This window comes from Pseudomonas sp. KH_024_B2 (genome assembly GCF_057839965.1).
The window spans coordinates 4,395,559-4,413,404 of record NZ_CM174502.1 but is presented as its reverse complement, the minus strand read 5'-3'; the positions used below and the strand labels follow the sequence as shown (position 1 = coordinate 4,413,404).

The following is a 17,846-nucleotide window of genomic DNA, read 5'->3' as shown; positions in this document are numbered from 1 at the left end:
AGAAACCGATAAGTCACATTTGCATCGATTGAATTTGCAAATGAGGATGATAGAAGGCATAGTCTCGGCTCTTCAAAACTATCAGCCACGGTCGTGCCCATGCTAAATCGCTTTGCACCCCTCGTGCCTCTCGCACTCGTCACCCTGTTGTTCGGTTGCGCTGCGCACTCTCCAGTGACGCAGCAACAGCAAGAACAACAGGTTAAAAACTCTGTTACTGCCCAATCTTCCGTTATTTACCAGGAAGAGCAGGCAAGCGAAAAAGAACTGGCCGACTTCTCTGGTAGCAAGCCTTATCAGCTGCCTGTTCTGGCCGACAGCATCCTCGAACGTGGCATGTCCCTGGTCGGTACCCGCTACCGTTTCGGCGGCACCTCCGAGGCAGGCTTCGATTGCAGTGGTTTCATCGGTTATCTGTTTCGTGAAGAGGCCGGCATGAATTTGCCGCGCTCCACTCGCGAAATGATCAACGTGGACGCACCGCTGGTCGCTCGCAACAACCTTGAACCAGGTGACTTGCTGTTCTTCAGCACCAATGGTCGTCGTGGTCGCGTCAGCCACGCCGGGATCTACCTGGGTGATAACCAGTTCATTCACTCCAGCAGCCGCCGCAGCGGCGGCGTCCGGGTCGATAGCCTGGGCGACAGTTACTGGAGCAAGACCTTCATCGAAGCCAAGCGTGCTCTGGCAATGGCCCCGACCACGGTCATGGCTCGCAAGTAATCTTGTCTGGGGGGCAGTTGCTGGAACAAGGCGTCGAAGCCAAGCGTGTTCTGGCAATGGCACCGACCACGGTCATGGTTCGCAAGTAATCTTGCGATTTGTAAGGTCAACTTAAAGTCTTACTTGAAGTTTGACGCATAGCCGCTAGAATCCTGAGATATTGTTGATCACTCAACCGCGTAAGCCTTGCTTGCGCGGTTTTGTTTTCAGCCTCACGGCAGAGAAAGCCGCATCCAGATCAGGATTGTTCTGCATATGTCGACGTCGGCCCGCCTCGCGCTTCTCGTGTTCGCTGCACTGCTCAGTGCTTGCGCCAGCCGTACTCCGCCACCTGCACCGGTGGTTCGGTCTCCTGTTTTCACTTCCGCCCAAACATTCTCGCCTGCGGCCGAAGACGTGCTTTTCCGTGCCTTGGGCCTGGTGGGGACGCCTTATCGTTGGGGCGGTAATACGCCGGATTCGGGTTTTGATTGCAGTGGCCTGATCGGCTATGTCTATCGCGATACCGCTGGCATCACGCTGCCGCGTTCGACCCGCGAGATGATTGGCATGCAGGCGCAGGATGTCGACCAGAACGCATTGCAGACCGGTGACCTGGTATTTTTTGCCACCAATGGCGGCTCACAGGTCAGCCACGCCGGGATCTATGTCGGCGAAGGTCGATTTGTTCACGCGCCGGCCACCGGCGGAACGGTGAAGCTGGACAGTCTGTCCAAAGCCTATTGGCAGAAAGCCTATCTCAGCGCCAAGCGGGTATTGCAGCCAGAGCATCTGGCGCGCAACCCTTAGGTCGCACCTTCGCAGAGGTTGTCATGACCGCTCGCACGCTTAACCTCGATGATGCCCTCTACAGTTACCTGCTGGAGGTTTCCCTGCGCGAAACGCCGTTGTTGCGTCGTTTGCGTGACGAAACCCAAGCGCTACCCATGGCCCGCTGGCAGGTGGCGCCCGAGCAGGGCCAGTTCCTTGCGTTATTGGTCAAGCTGACCGGCGCCAGGCGCTTGCTGGAAGTCGGCACTTTCACCGGCTATAGCGCCTTATGCATGGCCTCGGCTTTGCCGGAAGAGGGTACCTTGATCTGTTGCGATATCCCCGGTGATTACAATGCCACCGCCCGCCGTTACTGGCAGGAGGCGGGTGTGGCGCAGCGGATTGATTTGCGCCTGGCACCTGCGCTGGAAACCCTGGCGCAGATCGAGCAGCAAGGGCAGGGCGGCTGTTTCGACTTGATCTTCATCGATGCCGACAAAGCCAATTATCCGGCCTATCTGGAGAGCGCTTTGCGTTTGCTGCGAAGCGGCGGCCTGGCGATTTTCGATAACACGCTGTGGAGCGGGCGGGTGCTCGAGGTCAATCCCGAGAGTGAAGACACCCGGGCCATCCAGGCGCTGAACCGCGCCTTGAAGGATGACTCGCGTGTCGACTTGTCGCTGTTGCCGTTAGGCGATGGGCTGACGTTGTGCCGCAAGCGGTAGGCAATAGCCTTTGTGGGAGCGGGCTTGCCCGCGAAGCGAACACCGAGGTTTTTTAGGCATTACGCGTCATCGTTTTTCGCGGGCAAGCCACGCTCCCACAGGTTATGTGTTCGGCCTCGATTGCTTCACTTGGCCGCCGTGCCGGAGGGATCAATCTCTCAGCCGCGCGCTTCTTTGAGCAGCACGGCGATGCCCGGATGATAGTTGCCGGCTTCATTGCGCAATTTGCGGTAGGCGTAAGGAAAATACCAGGCCACAGCGCAGGTATGTTCCTTTTGCAGGTCGTCGAGCATGTCCTGCAGTTCTTCGGGAGTGGCGCTTTGCTGGGCCTTTTGTGGGGCGACGAACAGGCAGCCAAGCTTCAGATCGCTGGCGTAGCTGATTTTCTTCGCATCACCAGCGATGTCGGCCAGCGCTTGAGTGAGATTCAGGTTGTTGACCCGCGGCCAGCGCTGGGTGGCCTGGAGATAGACCCGTTCTTCCTGGGTGGCGATGAAGAGATCGGCACGCCCGTTGCGGTCGCCGTCTTCCTGCTGTTTTTTGCTCGGGGTCTGTTCCAGGGTAACCATTTCCGCCATCCAGGCGGCAGCCGAGATCAGGCCAAGATTGGCTCGTTCATCGAACCAATAAGGCGATTCGTTATCGCCGCGCACCTGGTTGTAGCGATCGATACAGTCAAACCAGCGCTCCAGCACCGGGCGCAGGAATTCCAGCTTGGGATTGCTGATGATCATGCCTTGCATGTTGCTCACCCTTGTTATTGTGATGATGGGGTTGTGGCTATTTGATATCACTGCTTTCAGTGTGGCACAAGATTGGCGTCAGTTTATTGATCGACGGCACATAATCGCGGGCAGGCGTCCCGGGTTTAATTGACGCTCCACCCCCAACCCTCTAACCTTCGCGACTTGTTTCAGGTGCTCTGTGGCCGAGGGTCGACAGAGTGAAACAGGGAAGCCGGTGAGTGTGCGTTCTTTAACAGAACGGGCAGCGATCCCGGCGCTGCCCCCGCAACGGTAAATGAGTCAAGACTGTGCTTTGTGCCACTGTGTCGTACGTCGACATGGGAAGGCGTGCAGTCCGGGAGTAAACCCACTCATGAGCCCGGAGACCGGCCTGATCCATCCAACGGCATCACGGTGGGCGATGCCAGGCTTATGCCATCTATTTCTATTCCTGCCCCCCATTATCCACCCTAGTGGAGAGCTGCCATGACTGAATCCCCCGATCGTGACGAACGCCATCTGGCGCGCATGCTGCGCAAAAAAGCGGTAATCGACGAGCGTATTGCCAACTCACCGAACGAGTGCGGGCTGCTGCTGGTCCTGACCGGCAACGGCAAAGGTAAAAGCAGCTCCGCGTTCGGCATGCTTGCCCGGGCCATGGGCCATGGCATGCAATGCGGCGTGGTGCAGTTCATCAAGGGCCGCAACAGCACTGGCGAGGAGCTGTTCTTTCGACGCTTCCCCGAGCAAGTGCGCTTTCACGTGATGGGCGAAGGCTTCACCTGGGAAACCCAGGACCGTCAGCGTGACATCGCCGCGGCCGAAGCGGCCTGGCAAGTGTCCCGTGAGCTGCTGCGTGACCCGGCCATCGGCCTGGTGGTGCTCGACGAATTGAACATCGCCCTCAAGCACGGCTATCTGGACCTGGACCAGGTGCTCAGCGACTTGCAGGCTCGCCCGCCGATGCAGCATGTGCTGGTCACCGGTCGCGGCGCCAAGCCCGAGATGATCGATCTGGCCGACACGGTCACCGAAATGGGTGTGCTCAAGCATGCGTTCCAGGCCGGGATCAAAGCGCAAAAAGGCATCGAGCTGTGAGTAGTGATGCACGTCATTGCCCGGCGGTATTGATCGCCGCGCCGGCTTCCGGTCAGGGCAAGACCACCGTGACCGCCGCGCTGGCCCGCTTGCATCGCAATCAGGGACGCAAGGTTCGTGTGTTCAAGTGCGGTCCGGACTTTCTCGACCCGATGATTCTCGAGCGCGCCAGCGGTGCGCCGGTGTATCAACTGGACATGTGGATGGTCGGCGAACAGGAAAGCCGCCGACTGTTGTGGGAAGCGGCGGGCGAGGCTGACCTGATCCTGATCGAAGGGGTCATGGGCCTGTTCGACGGGACGCCGTCCAGTGCTGACCTGGCGCGGCACTTCGGCGTTCCGGTGCTCGCAGTGATCGACGGCACGGCCATGGCCCAGACCTTCGGCGCCCTGGCCTTGGGCCTGGCGCGTTATCAGCCGGACTTGCCGTTTGCCGGCGTGCTGGCCAACCGCGTCGGCACCTTGCGCCATGCGCAATTGCTCGAAGGCAGCCTGACCGAGGGCTTGCGCTGGTATGGCGCATTGTCCCGGGAAACCGGGATCGAACTGCCGAGCCGGCACCTGGGCCTGGTGCAGGCCAGCGAACTGAATGATCTGGACCTGCGCCTCGACGCGGCGGCCGAAGCTTTGGCCGGCAGTTGCGAAGTGGCGTTGCCGCCGCCGGTCGAGTTCGCTGCGCCTGAGGTCGTCGTCGCCGAGCCATTATTGACCGGTGTGCGGATTGCCGTGGCCCGCGATGAAGCGTTCGCGTTTACCTACGGCGCGAGTCTGGATCTGCTGCGGGCGATGGGCGCCGAGTTGCTGTTCTTCTCGCCGATCCATGACCGTGAACTGCCTGAAGCTGACAGTTTGTACCTGCCGGGCGGATACCCGGAATTGCATCATCTGGCGCTGGCGGAAAACGCCACGATGCTGGCGGCGATCCGCGCGCACCACGGGGCGGGCAAGCCGTTGCTGGCGGAGTGTGGCGGCATGTTGTATCTGCTCGACTCCCTGACCGATGTCGAGGGACAACGCGCCGAACTGCTGGGCTTGCTGGCGGGGGACGCGGTGATGCAAAAGCGCCTGGCGGCCTTGGCCTTGCAGGCAGTTGATCTGCCGGAAGGCTCGTTGCGCGGTCACACCTATCACCACTCGCTGACCAGCACCGAGCTTGCGCCGATTGCCCGTGGTCTGAGCCCCAACGGTGGACGTGGCGCTGAAGCGGTCTACCGTGAAGGTCGAATGACTGCCTCTTATGTGCACTTCTACTTTCCTTCCAATCCCTCTGCGGTGGCCGCGCTGTTTGCGCCTGGCGCGCAAACCGCTATCGCGAGCAAGCTCGCTCCCACATTCGACCGCGTACTCCCTGGGAAAGCCGACTTGCTTGCAGAAGAGTCGTACTCAACGGACAGCGCGACGCAATTCACTGTGGGAGCGAGCTTGCTCGCGAAGAGGCCATGACTGACAACGCATTTTCTGCGGACGAACGCGCGGCGGTCTACCGAGCCATCGGCGAACGCCGCGACATGCGCCACTTCGCTGGCGGCACCGTCGAGCCTGAACTGCTCAGCCGCCTGCTCGAAGCCGCCCATCAAGCCCCCAGCGTTGGCCTGATGCAGCCGTGGCGGTTTATCCGCATCACTGACCGCCCGTTGCGCGGCAAGATTCAGCAGCTGGTGGAAGAAGAACGCGTGCGCACCGCCGAGGCGCTGGGCGAACGTTCCGACGAATTCATGAAGCTGAAGGTCGAAGGCATCAACGACTGCGCCGAGGTGCTGGTCGCTGCGCTGATGGATGATCGCGAGCGGCATATCTTTGGTCGTCGGACCTTGCCGGAAATGGACATGGCGTCGTTGTCCTGTGCCATTCAGAATCTCTGGCTGGCATCTCGCGCCGAAGGCCTGGGCATGGGCTGGGTGTCGTTGTTCGAGCCCCAGGCGCTGGCCGATCTGCTCGGTCTGCCGACCGGGGCAAAACCTTTGGCGGTGTTGTGTCTGGGACCGGTGAAAGCGTTTTATCCGGCGCCCATGTTGATGCTCGAAGGCTGGGCGCAGCCGCGTCCGCTGAGTGAATTGCTGTATGAAAATTATTGGGGAGTGAGTCAATGAGTGTGGCGTTGTTGAGTGCCGCTGCAGTCGCGCTGGATGCGCTGCTGGGCGAACCCAAACGCTGGCATCCGCTGGTGGCGTTCGGCCGTTTTGCCGATCGCATCGAGCAACGTTTCAACTCCGCTGGTCGCGGCTGGCGCAGTCATGGTGTCACCGCCTGGGTGCTGGCGGTGTTGCCGCTGACCCTGTTGGCGACGGCCCTTTCCTGGCTGCCCTATGTCGGTTGGCTGGTCGAGATCCTCGCGCTGTATTGCGCCCTTGGCTTACGCAGCCTCGGCGAGCATGTCGAGCCGGTCGCTCAAGCCCTGCGCAGCGATGACCTGGACGAAGCCCGGCGGCGAGTGGGCTATCTGGTCAGCCGTCAGACCAGTGAGCTCGATTCAACGGAAGTCGCCCGGGCCGCCACCGAGTCGGTGCTGGAAAACGGCAGCGATGCGGTGTTCGCCGCGTTGTTCTGGTTTGCCGTCGCCGGTGCGCCGGGCGTGGTGTTGTATCGCCTGAGCAATACGCTGGATGCGATGTGGGGCTATCGCAATGAACGCTTCGAACGCTTCGGTTGGGCGGCGGCGAAAATCGACGATGCTCTTAACTATATTCCTGCTCGTCTGGTTGCCTTGACCTACGCGTTATTGGGCAAGACGCGTCTGGCACTGAAATGCTGGCGGACTCAGGGATCCACCTGGGACAGCCCGAATGCCGGTCCGGTGATGGCGGCGGGCGCGGGTGCTCTGGGCGTAGAGTTGGGCGGGGCCGCAATCTACCACGGCGAACTGCATCAGCGTCCGCAACTGGGCGAGGGGCTGCCTGCCGACGCTGACTCCATCGACCGAGGCTGGCAACTGGTGCGGCGCGGTGTGTGGTTATGGCTGCTGATTCTCTGCGTGGGGGCTGAATTCTATGCTTGAGCACGGTGGACGGTTGCGCAAGGCGGCGCTGCACTATGGCATTGCCGAAACCGATTGGCTGGACCTGTCCAGCGGCCTCGCGCCCTGGCCGTGGCCGGTACCGGAAATTCCGTCACGGGCCTGGGCACGCTTGCCGGAAACCGATGATGGCCTCGAACAGGCGGCCTGCGATTACTACGGTGCCGCTCAAGTGCTGCCGGTGCCGGGCTCGCAAGCAGCGATCCAGTTGCTGCCGCGTTTGCGCCGCGCCGGCAAGGTTGGCGTGCTCTCGCCCTGTTACGCCGAACATGCCGAGGCCTGGCGCCGCGGCGGCTACATCGTGCGAGAAGTGCTGGAACAGGAAGTCGACTTCTTTCTCGACAACCTCGACGTGCTGGTGGTGGTCAACCCGAACAACCCGACCGGTCTGAGCCTGACCCCGGATCGCCTGCTCGACTGGCATGCGCGACTGGCGCAGCGCGGTGGCTGGCTGGTGGTCGATGAAGCCTTCATGGACAACACACCGCACCTGAGCCTGGCTGCGCATGCCACTCAAGTCGGGCTGATCGTCCTGCGATCATTCGGCAAGTTTTTCGGCCTGGCCGGTGTACGACTGGGTTTCGTGCTGGCCGAGCGCAAGCTGCTCAAATTGCTCGCCGAACAGCTCGGGCCGTGGGCGGTCAGCGGGCCGACCCGGGTGGTGGGGCAGGTTTGCCTGCGCGATACGGTCGGGCATGCCCGGCAACGCCTGCGCAGTGAAGAGGCCAGTCAACGCCTGGCGCAACTGCTGGAGCGCCATGGGTTCAAACCGCAAGGCGGTTGCGCCTTGTTCCAATGGCTGATCACCTCCCACGCGGAACAGTTGCACGAGTTCATGGCCCGACGCGGCATTCTGCTGCGCATTTTCACCCACAACAGCAGCCTGCGTTTCGGCTTGCCGGGCGATGAAGCCGACTGGCTGCGCCTCGAACAAGCCTTCGAGGCCTACAGCAAGGAAGCATCATGACCACGCTGATGGTGCAAGGCACCACCTCGGACGCCGGTAAAAGTACCCTGGTAACGGCGTTGTGCCGCTGGCTGACCCGCCAGGGCATCAGCGTCGTGCCGTTCAAACCACAGAACATGGCGCTCAACAGCGCGGTAACGGCGGACGGCGGCGAAATCGGTCGGGCCCAGGCGGTACAGGCTCAGGCCGCGAATCTTGAACCCCACACCGACATGAATCCGGTGCTGCTCAAGCCCAACAGCGATACCGGCGCGCAGGTGATCATCCATGGTCGTGCGGTCACCAGCATGAATGCCGTGGCCTATCACGATTACAAAGCCATCGCCATGCAGGCGGTGTTGGCCTCCCATCAACGCTTGAGTGCCGCTTACCCGGTGGTGATGGTCGAAGGCGCAGGCTCGCCGGCCGAGATTAATCTGCGTGCCGGCGATATCGCCAACATGGGCTTTGCCGAAGCGGTGGATTGCCCGGTGCTGCTGATCGCCGATATCAATCGCGGCGGGGTGTTCGCCCATCTGGTGGGGACTCTGGAGTTGTTGTCGGCCAGCGAACAGGCGCGGGTCAAAGGTTTCATCATCAACCGTTTTCGTGGCGACATTGCCTTGCTGCAACCGGGCCTCGACTGGCTTGAAGAGCGCACCGGAAAACCGGTGGTGGGTGTGTTGCCGTATGTCATGGACCTGCATCTGGAAGCCGAAGACGGCCTCGATCAGCGTCAGACCGACAAGGTTGAGCAGGTGCTGAAAGTCGTGGTGCCGGTCTTGCCGCGTATCAGCAACCACACCGATTTCGATCCACTGCGTTTGCACCCGCAAGTCGACCTGCAATTCGTCGGCCCCGGCCAGCCGATTCCGAGCGCTGACCTGATCATTCTCCCCGGCTCGAAGAGCGTGCGCAGCGACCTCGCGTACCTGCGCGCCAACGGCTGGGACACGGCCATCGCCCGGCATCTGCGGTACGGCGGCAAGTTGCTGGGGATCTGCGGTGGTTTGCAGATGCTCGGCGAGCAGTTGCACGACCCGCTAGGCCTTGAAGGCGCGGCGGGTTCCAGTAAAGGTCTGGGCTTGTTGGCATTTGCCACGGTCCTTGAAGAAGAGAAACAACTGCGCAACGTCCGTGGCCATTTAGCCCTGGAAGACGCGCCCGTCAGCGGTTATGAAATTCATGCCGGGGTCACCACCGGTGCCGCGCTGGAGCTGGCTGCGGTGCAGCTGGACGACGGTCGCAGTGATGGCGCGCAAAGCGAGGACGGGCAGATTTTCGGCACTTATCTGCATGGCCTGTTCGAGTCGCCGGCGGCCTGCAGTGCGCTGTTGCGTTGGGCGGGTTTGCAGGATGTGCAGGAGGTGGATTACCACGCCTTGCGCGAACGCGATATCGAGCGCTTGGCTGATTTGGTGGAACAGCATTTGGATACCGGGCTTTTGCGGGAGCTCTGTGGGATTTAGGCCGACTGTTATGGCCTCATCGCGAGCAAGCTCGCTCCCACATTGGATTTTCGTTGTGCCGCAATTCTGTGCCCTGCACGGATTAAATGTGGGAGCGAGCTTGCTCGCGATGGGGCCAGTGGCCTCACCGCTAAATTAAGGATTTAAGACATGCTGCAACTGATCCTCGGCGGCGCCCGTTCCGGTAAAAGTCGTCTGGCGGAAAAACTCGCCTCCGACAGCGGCCTGGCCGTGACGTACATCGCCACCAGCCAGCCGCTGGACGGCGAAATGAACGAGCGGGTCGCCCATCACCGTGCCCGTCGTCCCGCCGAATGGGCGCTGATCGAAGAGCCCTTGGAACTGGCCCGCGTGCTACGCGAAACCGCGAGCGCCGAGGGTTGCCTGCTGGTGGATTGCCTGACGTTGTGGCTGACCAATCTGCTGATGCTGGACAACCCCGAGCGTCTGGCCGCTGAGCGTGAAGCGCTGCTGGAATGCCTGGCGTTGTTGCCGGGTGAAATCATTTTTGTCAGCAACGAGACCGGGCTGGGTGTCGTGCCGCTGGGCGAATTGACTCGCCGCTATGTCGATGAAGCCGGTTGGTTGCATCAAGCCCTGGCTGAACGCTGTCAGCGTGTCGTATTGACCGTCGCTGGCCTGCCCCTGACTTTGAAAGGAACTGCGTTATGAGTAACTCCTGGTGGCTGAACCCGTGCCAAGCGATCGACACGCAGGCTTACGAGCAGGCGGCGGCCCGTCAGCAGCAACTGACCAAACCGGCCGGTTCTCTTGGGCAACTGGAAAGCGTTGCGGTGCAATTGGCCGGGTTGCAGGGGCGGGTCAAACCGAGTCTGAATCAACTGTGGATTGCGATTTTTGCCGGTGACCACGGTGTCGTCGCCGAAGGCGTTTCGGCGTTCCCTCAGGAAGTCACCGGGCAGATGCTGCATAACTTCGTCAGCGGCGGTGCGGCCATCAGCGTGTTGGCGCGGCAATTGGGCGCGCAGCTGGAAGTGGTCGATCTGGGCACCGTCACCCCTTCGCTGAACCTGCCGGGCGTGCGTCACCTGAACATTGGCGCGGGTACACAGAACTTCGTCAATGGCCCGGCCATGACTCAAACCCAGGGCGAACTGGCTCTGGAGGCCGGACGTGACAGCGTGCGCCGCGCCATTGCGGCCGGTGCCGAACTGTTTATCGGCGGCGAGATGGGCATTGGCAACACCACCGCTGCCAGCGCCTTGGCCTGCGCGCTACTGGATTGCCCGGTGGCGCATCTGGCCGGGCCGGGCACGGGGCTGAATGCCGCGGGCGTCAGCCATAAAGCGCAGGTCATCGAGCGAGCCCTGGTGCTGCATGCCGCCCAGCGCGGTGATGCCTTGCCGACCCTGTTCAACCTCGGTGGTTTCGAGATCGCGGCGCTGGTCGGGGCTTATCTGGCCTGCGCCCAGGAAGGCGTGGCGGTGCTGGTGGACGGCTTCATCTGCAGCGTTGCGGCGTTGGTCGCGGTGCGCTTGAATCCGGCCTGTCGCGGCTGGTTGCTGTTCGGCCATCGCGGTGCCGAGCCAGGTCATCGGCATGTGCTGGAGGCCTTGAGCGCCGAACCGTTGCTGGACCTCGGTTTGCGCTTGGGCGAGGGCAGTGGCGCCGCGTTGGCGGTACCGTTGTTGCGACTGGCCTGCGACCTGCACGGGCAGATGGCGACCTTCGCCGAAGCGGCCGTGGCGGATCGCCCGGCATGATGCGACTGGACCTGCTGCGCCACGGCGAAACCGAACTCGGTGGCGGTTTGCGCGGCAGTCTGGATGACGCGTTGACGGCCAAGGGCTGGGAGCAGATGCGCGCCGCCGTGCAGGCCTTGGGGCCGTGGGATCGGCTGGTCAGCTCGCCGTTGCAGCGTTGCGCACGTTTCGCCGAGGAACTGGGCGAGCGCCTTGGCTTGCCGGTGCAACTGGAAAAAGACCTGCAAGAACTGCATTTCGGTGCCTGGGAAGGGCAGAGCGCAGCGGCACTGATGGAAACCGACGCCCAAGCCTTGGGCCTGTTCTGGGCGGATCCGTACGGATTCACTCCACCTGAGGGCGAGCCGGTCATAGCGTTTTCGGCGCGGGTGCTGGCGGCGGTCGAACGGCTGCATCAAGCCTATGCCGGTGAGCGGGTGTTGTTGATCAGCCATGGCGGAGTGATGCGTTTGCTGCTGGCTCAGGCTCGGGGTTTGCCCCGCGAGCAATTGCTCAATGTCGAAGTCGGCCACGGTGCGCTGTTTTCGCTGCGGGTCGAGGCCCATGCCGTGTTGAGCGAAGGGATCTGAGCATGCTGCCTTTCTGGATCGCCGCGCAATTTCTCAGCAGTTTGCCGATTCGTCTGCCAGGCATGCCGCAGCCGCAGGAACTGGGCCGTTCGTTGCTGTTTTATCCGCTGGTCGGGTTGCTGTTTGGCGCAGTGTTGTGGGCGTTGAACTGGGTGCTCGGCGGATCGCCGTCGGTGTTGCACGCCGCGTTGTTGCTGAGCGCCTGGGTCTTGCTCAGTGGTGGTTTGCATCTGGATGGTCTGGCCGATAGCGCCGATGCCTGGCTCGGTGGTTTTGGTGATCGCGAGCGAACCCTGACCATCATGAAGGATCCGCGCAGCGGGCCGATTGCGGTGGTGACGCTGGTGTTGGTGCTGTTGCTCAAGTTCGCCGCGCTGCTGGCGCTGATCGAGCAGCAGCACAGCGTTGCGTTGATCCTGGCGCCGTTGATCGGCCGCAGCGCATTGCTCGGATTGTTCCTGAGCACGCCTTACGTGCGACCCGGTGGATTGGGACAGGCGCTGGCGGATCATCTGCCGCGTGTGGCCGGCAAGCAGGTATTGCTGCTGAGTGCGCTGGTTTGTGTGCTGATCGCCGGGTTCAGTGGCGTGTTTGCCGTGGCGCTGGCGGTAGTGGGGTTCTTCTGGTTGCGGCAGGTGATGATGCGGCGGTTGGGGGGGACTACGGGTGATACGGCAGGCGCCTTGTTGGAGCTGCTGGAAGTGGCGGTGTTGGTGGGATTGGCGTTGGTCTGACAGGTATTTTCTGACTGGTCTGCCATATCGCGAGCAGGCTCGCTCCCACATTAGTTCTGCGCCGTTCACACACCAAGTGTGGGAGCGAGCCTGCTCGCGATTGCTATCGATCAGACGCTACAAAGGTAGCGGCAAAACTTGCTTTCATTTAACCACGGGTATATACACGCACTATGCTTCCCTCTCAGTGTTTATGCACCAACCTGCGTCGCGCCGCTCGAGGCGTCAGCAGGCATTACGACGGCGCCCTCGACGGCTTCGGGATCAACGTTGCGCAGTATTCTTTGCTGTGTAATTTGCAACGCCTGGACCAACCCAGCATCTCGACCCTGGCCCACGCCATGGGCCTGGACCGCAGCACCCTGGGGCGTAATCTGCGGGTGCTGGAGGGCGAAGGTCTGGTCACGCTGGTCGAGGGTGAGGATCATCGCAACCGTGTCGTGCTGCTCACCGAAACCGGGCGCGAACGTCTGGCGGCGGCCTTGCCGGCGTGGGAAGCGGCGCAACAGCGTTTGATCGAGAAACTGGGTGTAGAGAAGCGGGAAACCTTGCTGGCCTTGCTGGACGAACTTGCGTAAAGCAATTAAGTCCGATCATAAGCGGGTATATACCCGTTAGCGGAGAACAACAATGACATCGATGTGGCGTACCAGCGGTTGGGTTCTTCTTGGGAGTGCGCTGATCCTCGCGTTGTCCTTGGGCGTGCGGCATGGCTTCGGACTGTTTCTGGCGCCGATGAGTAATGAGTTTGGCTGGGGGCGTGAGGTGTTTGCGTTCGCCATTGCCTTGCAGAATTTGATCTGGGGCCTGGCGCAACCCTTTACCGGTGCGCTGGCCGACCGGTTTGGCGCGGCGAAAGTGGTACTGATCGGTGGCGTGTTGTACGCTCTGGGGTTGGTGTTCATGGGCCTTTCCGACTCGGCCTGGTCGTTGTCGCTGAGTGCCGGTTTGCTGATTGGGATCGGTCTGTCGGGCACTTCGTTCTCGGTGATTCTGGGCGTGGTCGGGCGTGCCGTTGCTCCTGAGAAGCGCAGCATGGCCATGGGTATCGCCAGTGCTGCCGGCTCCTTTGGGCAGTTCGCCATGTTGCCCGGCACGCTCGGGTTGATCGGCTGGCTTGGCTGGTCGACGGCGCTGTTGGCGCTGGGTTTGCTGGTGGCGTTGATCGTGCCGTTGGTGAGCATGCTCAAGGACAACCCGTTGCCGGTATTCGGCCATGAGCAAACCTTGTCCGAAGCCTTGCGTGAGGCATGTTCGCACTCGGGCTTCCGGTTGTTGGCGTTCGGTTTTTTTGTCTGTGGTTTTCAGGTGGTGTTTATCGGCGTGCATTTGCCGGCGTATCTGGTGGATCAGCATCTGCCGGCCACCACGGGCACCACGGTGTTGGCGCTGATCGGCCTGTTCAATATCTTCGGTACCTACACTGCAGGCTGGCTCGGCGGACGGATGTCAAAACCGCGCCTGCTGACCGGGTTGTATCTGTTGCGTGCGGTGGTGATCGGCCTGTTCCTCTGGGCGCCAGTCACGCAGATGAGCGCTTATCTGTTTGGCATGGCCATGGGTTTCTTGTGGCTGTCGACCGTACCGCTGACCAACGGCACGGTGGCGACACTGTTCGGCGTGCGAAATCTGTCCATGCTCGGCGGTATCGTGTTCCTGTTCCACCAGTTGGGGTCGTTCCTGGGTGGCTGGTTGGGTGGGGTTGTCTACGACCGAACCGGCAGCTATGACTTGATCTGGCAGGTGGCGATTCTCTTGAGTGTGTTGGCCGCTGCGTTGAACTGGCCGGTGCGTGAACGGCCGGTTGCGCGTCTGCAAACGCAAGTGAGTGCGGCGTGAGCAGGTTCTGGCCATGGTGCGTCGGCTTGAGTGTCGGCGCGCTGCTATTGGCGTTGGCCTGGTGGGGTTGGCATCAGGGCGGTTTGGCGCTGATGCAGTTGGGCATGGGTACTTGTTAAGGGCTACTTGTTAGGGCCGACCACCCAAAAAGCCCCGACTCTTTCGAATCGGGGCTTTTTGATTTAACAGGTTTTGCTTACAGCACCGGGTAGTCGATATAGCCGACCGGGCCCTTGGAGTAGAACAGCTCTGGACGCGCTTCGTTCAGCGGCGCATCGGCTTTCAGGCGCGCCGGCAGGTCCGGGTTGGCGATGAAAGGCACGCCGAAGGCAACCGCATCGGCCTTGCCGCTGGCCAGCCAGGCATTGGCGCTGTCTTTGCTGAAGCTCTCGTTGGCGATGTACGGGCCGCCGAAGGCTTCTTTGAGTTGCGGACCGAGGCTGTCGCCGGCTTCTTGCTCGCGCGAGCAGATGAAGGCGATGCCGCGTTTGCCCAGTTCGCGAGCCACGTAGGTGAAAGTCTCGGACAGGTTGTCGTCGCCCATGTCATGGAGATCGGCACGGGGTGACAGGTGCACACCCACGCGACCCGCGCCCCAGACGTCGATCGCCGCGTCAGTCACTTCGAGCATCAGGCGTGCACGGTTCTCCAGGGAACCACCATACTGGTCGGTACGCTGGTTGGTGCTGCTTTGCAGAAACTGGTCGAGCAGGTAGCCGTTGGCGCCGTGGATTTCCACACCGTCGAAACCGGCGGCCTTGGCGTTCTCGGCACCCACGCGGTAAGCGTCGATGATGTCCTCGATTTCAGCGGTTTCCAGGGCGCGCGGAGTTGGGAAGTCGGCCAATGGACGAACCAGGCTGACATGGCCTTTAGGCTGGATAGCGCTCGGCGCGACCGGTGCTTCGTCGTTCAGGTACGAGGGGTGGGAAATCCGACCCACGTGCCACAGTTGCAGGAAAATTTTGCCGCCCGCGCCGTGGATCGCTTTGGTCACGTTGCTCCAGCCGCGCACCTGGTCGTTGGACCAGATGCCGGGGGTGTCCGGGTAGCCCACGCCCATCGGCGTGACCGAGGTGGCCTCGCTGAGGATCAGACCGGCGGAAGCGCGTTGTACGTAGTACTCGGCCATCAGCGCGTTCGGCACACGACCTTCATCGGCGCGGCAGCGGGTCAGCGGCGCCATGATGATGCGGTTGGCCAGCTCCAGGTCGCCGAGTTTGATCGGATCGAAAATAGTGGTCATGAAATAGCTCTCTTTTAGCGATCAGTTAGTAGCGGGGGCCAGTTCGGCATTGCCGCTCTGACGAAAAGTAATCAGGGTCACCAGCAGTGCGAGCACCGCCAGTGCTGCAGCGGCCAGAGGCACGCTGGTCAGGCCGAAACCGTGGGCAATCACGCTGCCGCCGACCCAGGCGCCGAGAGCGTTGCCGATGTTGAAGGCGCCGATATTCAGGGTCGACACCAGGTTCGGTGCGGCCTTGCCGAAGGTCACCACGTTCACTTGCAGGGCCGGCACGGCGGCAAAGCACGCGGTGGCCCAGAGAAATAGGGTGATTTCGGTTGGAATCACTGCAATGCTGGTCCAGGTCAGCACGGTGGACACCACCGCCATGCTGATGAACACACCGATCAGCGTCGCAGCCATGTTTTTGTCAGCCAGCTTGCCGCCGATGATGTTGCCGACTGTCAGGCCCAGACCGATGAGCATCAGGGTCCAGGTCACGCCGCGTGGCGAGACACCGGTGACCTCGCCCAACAGCGGTGCGACATAGGTGAACAAGGTGAAGACCGAGGCGGCGAACAATGCGGTCATGCTCAGGGACAGCCAGATACCGGCGCCTTTGAGGGCGCGCAGTTCGGCGCGCATGTCGAGTTTCTCTTCATCGCGCTTGGCCGGCAGGAAGCGGATCAGGCCGATCAGCGCAATCACACCGATAACCGTCACCGCCCAGAAGGTCGAACGCCAGCCGGCTTCCTGGCCCAGCGCGGTGCCCAGCGGTACGCCGAGAACATTGGCCAGGGTCAGGCCGGTGAACATCAAGGCCACCGCCGAAGCGCGTTTGTTGGCCGGTACCAGGCCGGCAGCTACCACCGAACCGATGCCGAAGAAGGCGCCGTGACATAGAGCCGTCACTACCCGGGCGAACATCAGCACGTCGTAGTCACTGGCCAGGGCACAGAGCAGATTGCCGATAATGAAGATGCCCATCAACGCAACCAGAGCAGCCTTGCGCGGCAGTCTGGCGGTGGCCAGTGCCATGAACGGCGCACCGATGGCCACGCCCAGGGCGTAGCCGGTCACCAGCCAGCCGGCGCCGGGAATCGACACACCGAGGTCAGCCGCCACTTCGGGCAGCAAGCCCATGATGACGAACTCGGTGGTGCCGATGGCGAAGGCGCTCAGGGCCAGAATGAGGAGCGAGAGGGGCATGTCAAATCCTTGTGGAACTCTGGGTCAGAGCTCTTTGCTGATGGCGCGGAGGAATTCCTGAATGGTTTCCTCGTTGCGTTTGAAGAAGTGCCATTGGCCGACTTTCCGGCTGCTGATCAGACCGGCACGCTGCAAGGTCGCCAAATGCGCGGACACGGTCGACTGCGACAGGCCGCAGCGTTGGTCGATTTGTCCGGCACAGACGCCGTGCTCGTTGCTGTGACTCTGGTCGGGAAACTCGACGGTCGGGTCTTTGAGCCAGTGAAGGATTTCTCGCCGTACTGGGTGCGCCAGGGCTTTTATTATTTCGTCGAGGTCGATGGACATGGCAGTGCTCGGGGTGAGTAAAACGTTATATCGCGATGGGGCGAACTTTAAATCGGTATTTCGCGATATACAAATATGATTTTGCTCTGAGCGTCGCGAAAATCGATATATCGAGTTATAACGATATTGGATGTACGGTGCTAAGCTGCGCTCTATGAACTATCTCGCACACCTGCACCTTGGCGGTCAGCGCCGGGGTCAACTGCTCGGCAGTCTGTATGGCGACTTCGTCAAAGGTCGGCTGCAAGGGCAGTTCGATCCGGAAATCGAGGCGGCGATCCAGTTGCACCGCAGTATCGACATGTTTACCGATCGCCATCCGCTGGTGGACGTGTCGCTGTCGCGGTTTTCGCTGACGCGGCGGCGTTACGCCGGCATCGTGCTCGATGTTTTTTTCGATCACTGTCTGGCCCGGGACTGGACCTTGTATGCCGACCGGCCGCTAGAGGACTTCACCTCCGACGTTTACCGGGTGTTGGCCGCCGAACCGCAGTTGCCAGGGCGACTGGCGCAGATCGCGCCGCATATGGCCGCGAACGACTGGTTGGGTTCGTATCGGGATTTTGCGGTGCTGGAGCAGGTGCTGCGGGGGATCTCGCGACGGTTGACGCGGCCGGAGGAGTTGGCTGGCGCCATGCGGGAGCTGGAACAGTTGTATCAGCCGTTGAGCGAGGATTTTCGGGTGTTTTATCCGCAGTTGCAGGTGTTCTCGCAAAACCAATTGCGAATACATTCTTGAGCAGAGCGGTGATGTGGGAGCGGGCTTGCCCG

General features: G+C 61.5%; 21 protein-coding genes and 1 riboswitch. Of the genes, 17 read left to right on the top strand and 4 right to left on the bottom strand.

The features are described from left to right. Positions 1-99: 99 nt before the first annotated feature. From AC3I0A_RS20630 to AC3I0A_RS20620, 3 genes are all read left to right on the top strand, one after another. A complete protein-coding gene (locus AC3I0A_RS20630) occupies positions 100-723 on the top strand; it encodes a C40 family peptidase (protein ID WP_489374252.1) in 624 nt (207 codons plus the stop codon). Between the two features lie 255 nt (positions 724-978). Beyond that, positions 979-1,512, top strand: a complete 534-nt coding sequence (locus AC3I0A_RS20625; RefSeq protein ID WP_489374251.1) for a C40 family peptidase — start codon at positions 979-981, stop codon at positions 1,510-1,512. Between the two features lie 23 nt (positions 1,513-1,535). Then, positions 1,536-2,198 (top strand): class I SAM-dependent methyltransferase, encoded by a 663-nt coding sequence (locus AC3I0A_RS20620; protein WP_489374249.1) that lies wholly within the window; start codon positions 1,536-1,538, stop codon positions 2,196-2,198. A 158-nt stretch (positions 2,199-2,356) separates the two neighbouring features. Here AC3I0A_RS20620 and AC3I0A_RS20615 read toward each other — a convergent pair whose 3' ends face one another. Further along, positions 2,357-2,941 carry a hypothetical protein gene (locus tag AC3I0A_RS20615; RefSeq protein WP_489374248.1) on the bottom strand — a complete coding sequence of 195 codons (585 nt, stop codon included), beginning with the start codon at positions 2,939-2,941 and terminating at the stop codon, positions 2,357-2,359. Positions 2,942-3,096: 155 nt separating this feature from the next. Next, positions 3,097-3,332: riboswitch (cobalamin riboswitch) on the top strand. A 77-nt stretch (positions 3,333-3,409) separates the two neighbouring features. Between AC3I0A_RS20615 and cobO the strand changes: the two genes are divergently transcribed. The 13 genes from cobO (at position 3,410) to AC3I0A_RS20550 (ending at position 14,433) form a co-directional block, all read left to right on the top strand. Beyond that, positions 3,410-4,021, top strand: coding sequence for a cob(I)yrinic acid a,c-diamide adenosyltransferase (cobO, locus tag AC3I0A_RS20610; RefSeq protein WP_489374246.1), 612 nt, complete (start codon positions 3,410-3,412; stop codon positions 4,019-4,021). After that, positions 4,018-5,463 carry a cobyrinic acid a,c-diamide synthase CobB gene (locus AC3I0A_RS20605; protein WP_489374245.1) on the top strand — a complete coding sequence of 482 codons (1,446 nt, stop codon included), beginning with the start codon at positions 4,018-4,020 and terminating at the stop codon, positions 5,461-5,463. The genes cobO and AC3I0A_RS20605 overlap by 4 nt, the downstream gene beginning before the upstream one ends. After that, positions 5,460-6,110, top strand: coding sequence for a 5,6-dimethylbenzimidazole synthase (bluB, locus tag AC3I0A_RS20600; RefSeq protein ID WP_489374244.1), 651 nt, complete (start codon positions 5,460-5,462; stop codon positions 6,108-6,110). The genes AC3I0A_RS20605 and bluB overlap by 4 nt, the downstream gene beginning before the upstream one ends. Continuing rightward, on the top strand, positions 6,107-7,015 hold the full coding sequence (cbiB, locus tag AC3I0A_RS20595) for an adenosylcobinamide-phosphate synthase CbiB (protein WP_489374242.1): 909 nt from the start codon (positions 6,107-6,109) through the stop codon (positions 7,013-7,015). Before bluB ends, cbiB begins: the two co-directional genes overlap by 4 nt. Beyond that, a complete protein-coding gene (cobD, locus tag AC3I0A_RS20590) occupies positions 7,008-8,000 on the top strand; it encodes a threonine-phosphate decarboxylase CobD (protein ID WP_489374241.1) in 993 nt (330 codons plus the stop codon). Before cbiB ends, cobD begins: the two co-directional genes overlap by 8 nt. Beyond that, entirely contained in the window at positions 7,997-9,448 is a 1,452-nt protein-coding gene (locus AC3I0A_RS20585) for a cobyric acid synthase (protein ID WP_489374240.1), read from the top strand. Before cobD ends, AC3I0A_RS20585 begins: the two co-directional genes overlap by 4 nt. Positions 9,449-9,598: 150 nt before the next feature. Next, positions 9,599-10,120 carry a bifunctional adenosylcobinamide kinase/adenosylcobinamide-phosphate guanylyltransferase gene (gene cobU, locus AC3I0A_RS20580; protein WP_489374239.1) on the top strand — a complete coding sequence of 174 codons (522 nt, stop codon included), beginning with the start codon at positions 9,599-9,601 and terminating at the stop codon, positions 10,118-10,120. Further along, positions 10,117-11,172 carry a nicotinate-nucleotide--dimethylbenzimidazole phosphoribosyltransferase gene (gene cobT / locus AC3I0A_RS20575; RefSeq protein WP_489374238.1) on the top strand — a complete coding sequence of 352 codons (1,056 nt, stop codon included), beginning with the start codon at positions 10,117-10,119 and terminating at the stop codon, positions 11,170-11,172. The genes cobU and cobT overlap by 4 nt, the downstream gene beginning before the upstream one ends. After that, positions 11,169-11,741, top strand: coding sequence for an alpha-ribazole phosphatase family protein (gene cobC / locus AC3I0A_RS20570; RefSeq protein ID WP_489374236.1), 573 nt, complete (start codon positions 11,169-11,171; stop codon positions 11,739-11,741). The genes cobT and cobC overlap by 4 nt, the downstream gene beginning before the upstream one ends. Positions 11,742-11,743: 2 nt before the next feature. Next, positions 11,744-12,475 carry an adenosylcobinamide-GDP ribazoletransferase gene (locus AC3I0A_RS20565; RefSeq protein ID WP_489374235.1) on the top strand — a complete coding sequence of 244 codons (732 nt, stop codon included), beginning with the start codon at positions 11,744-11,746 and terminating at the stop codon, positions 12,473-12,475. A 173-nt stretch (positions 12,476-12,648) separates the two neighbouring features. Further along, positions 12,649-13,053: a MarR family winged helix-turn-helix transcriptional regulator gene (locus AC3I0A_RS20560; RefSeq protein ID WP_489374233.1), complete on the top strand. Its 405-nt coding sequence runs from the start codon at positions 12,649-12,651 to the stop codon at positions 13,051-13,053. 52 nt (positions 13,054-13,105) lie between these two features. Continuing rightward, positions 13,106-14,314: an MFS transporter gene (locus AC3I0A_RS20555; protein WP_489374232.1), complete on the top strand. Its 1,209-nt coding sequence runs from the start codon at positions 13,106-13,108 to the stop codon at positions 14,312-14,314. After that, positions 14,311-14,433, top strand: a complete 123-nt coding sequence (locus AC3I0A_RS20550; protein ID WP_489378619.1) for a hypothetical protein — start codon at positions 14,311-14,313, stop codon at positions 14,431-14,433. Before AC3I0A_RS20555 ends, AC3I0A_RS20550 begins: the two co-directional genes overlap by 4 nt. Positions 14,434-14,510: 77 nt before the next feature. Here the strand turns inward: AC3I0A_RS20550 and AC3I0A_RS20545 are convergent, their stop codons facing one another. Genes AC3I0A_RS20545 through AC3I0A_RS20535 form a run of 3 tightly spaced genes read right to left on the bottom strand, consistent with a single transcriptional unit; the run spans position 14,511 to position 17,075 of the window. Further along, positions 14,511-15,560 (bottom strand): alkene reductase, encoded by a 1,050-nt coding sequence (locus AC3I0A_RS20545; RefSeq protein ID WP_489374231.1) that lies wholly within the window; start codon positions 15,558-15,560, stop codon positions 14,511-14,513. Between the two features lie 21 nt (positions 15,561-15,581). Next, on the bottom strand, positions 15,582-16,748 hold the full coding sequence (locus AC3I0A_RS20540; protein ID WP_489374230.1) for an MFS transporter: 1,167 nt from the start codon (positions 16,746-16,748) through the stop codon (positions 15,582-15,584). Between the two features lie 24 nt (positions 16,749-16,772). Continuing rightward, complete coding sequence (locus AC3I0A_RS20535; RefSeq protein WP_489374228.1) at positions 16,773-17,075, bottom strand: ArsR/SmtB family transcription factor; 303 nt, start codon at positions 17,073-17,075, stop codon at positions 16,773-16,775. Positions 17,076-17,229: 154 nt separating this feature from the next. Between AC3I0A_RS20535 and AC3I0A_RS20530 the strand changes: the two genes are divergently transcribed. Further along, entirely contained in the window at positions 17,230-17,814 is a 585-nt protein-coding gene (locus tag AC3I0A_RS20530; protein ID WP_489374226.1) for an acyl carrier protein phosphodiesterase, read from the top strand. The last annotated feature ends 32 nt before the right edge of the window (positions 17,815-17,846 follow it).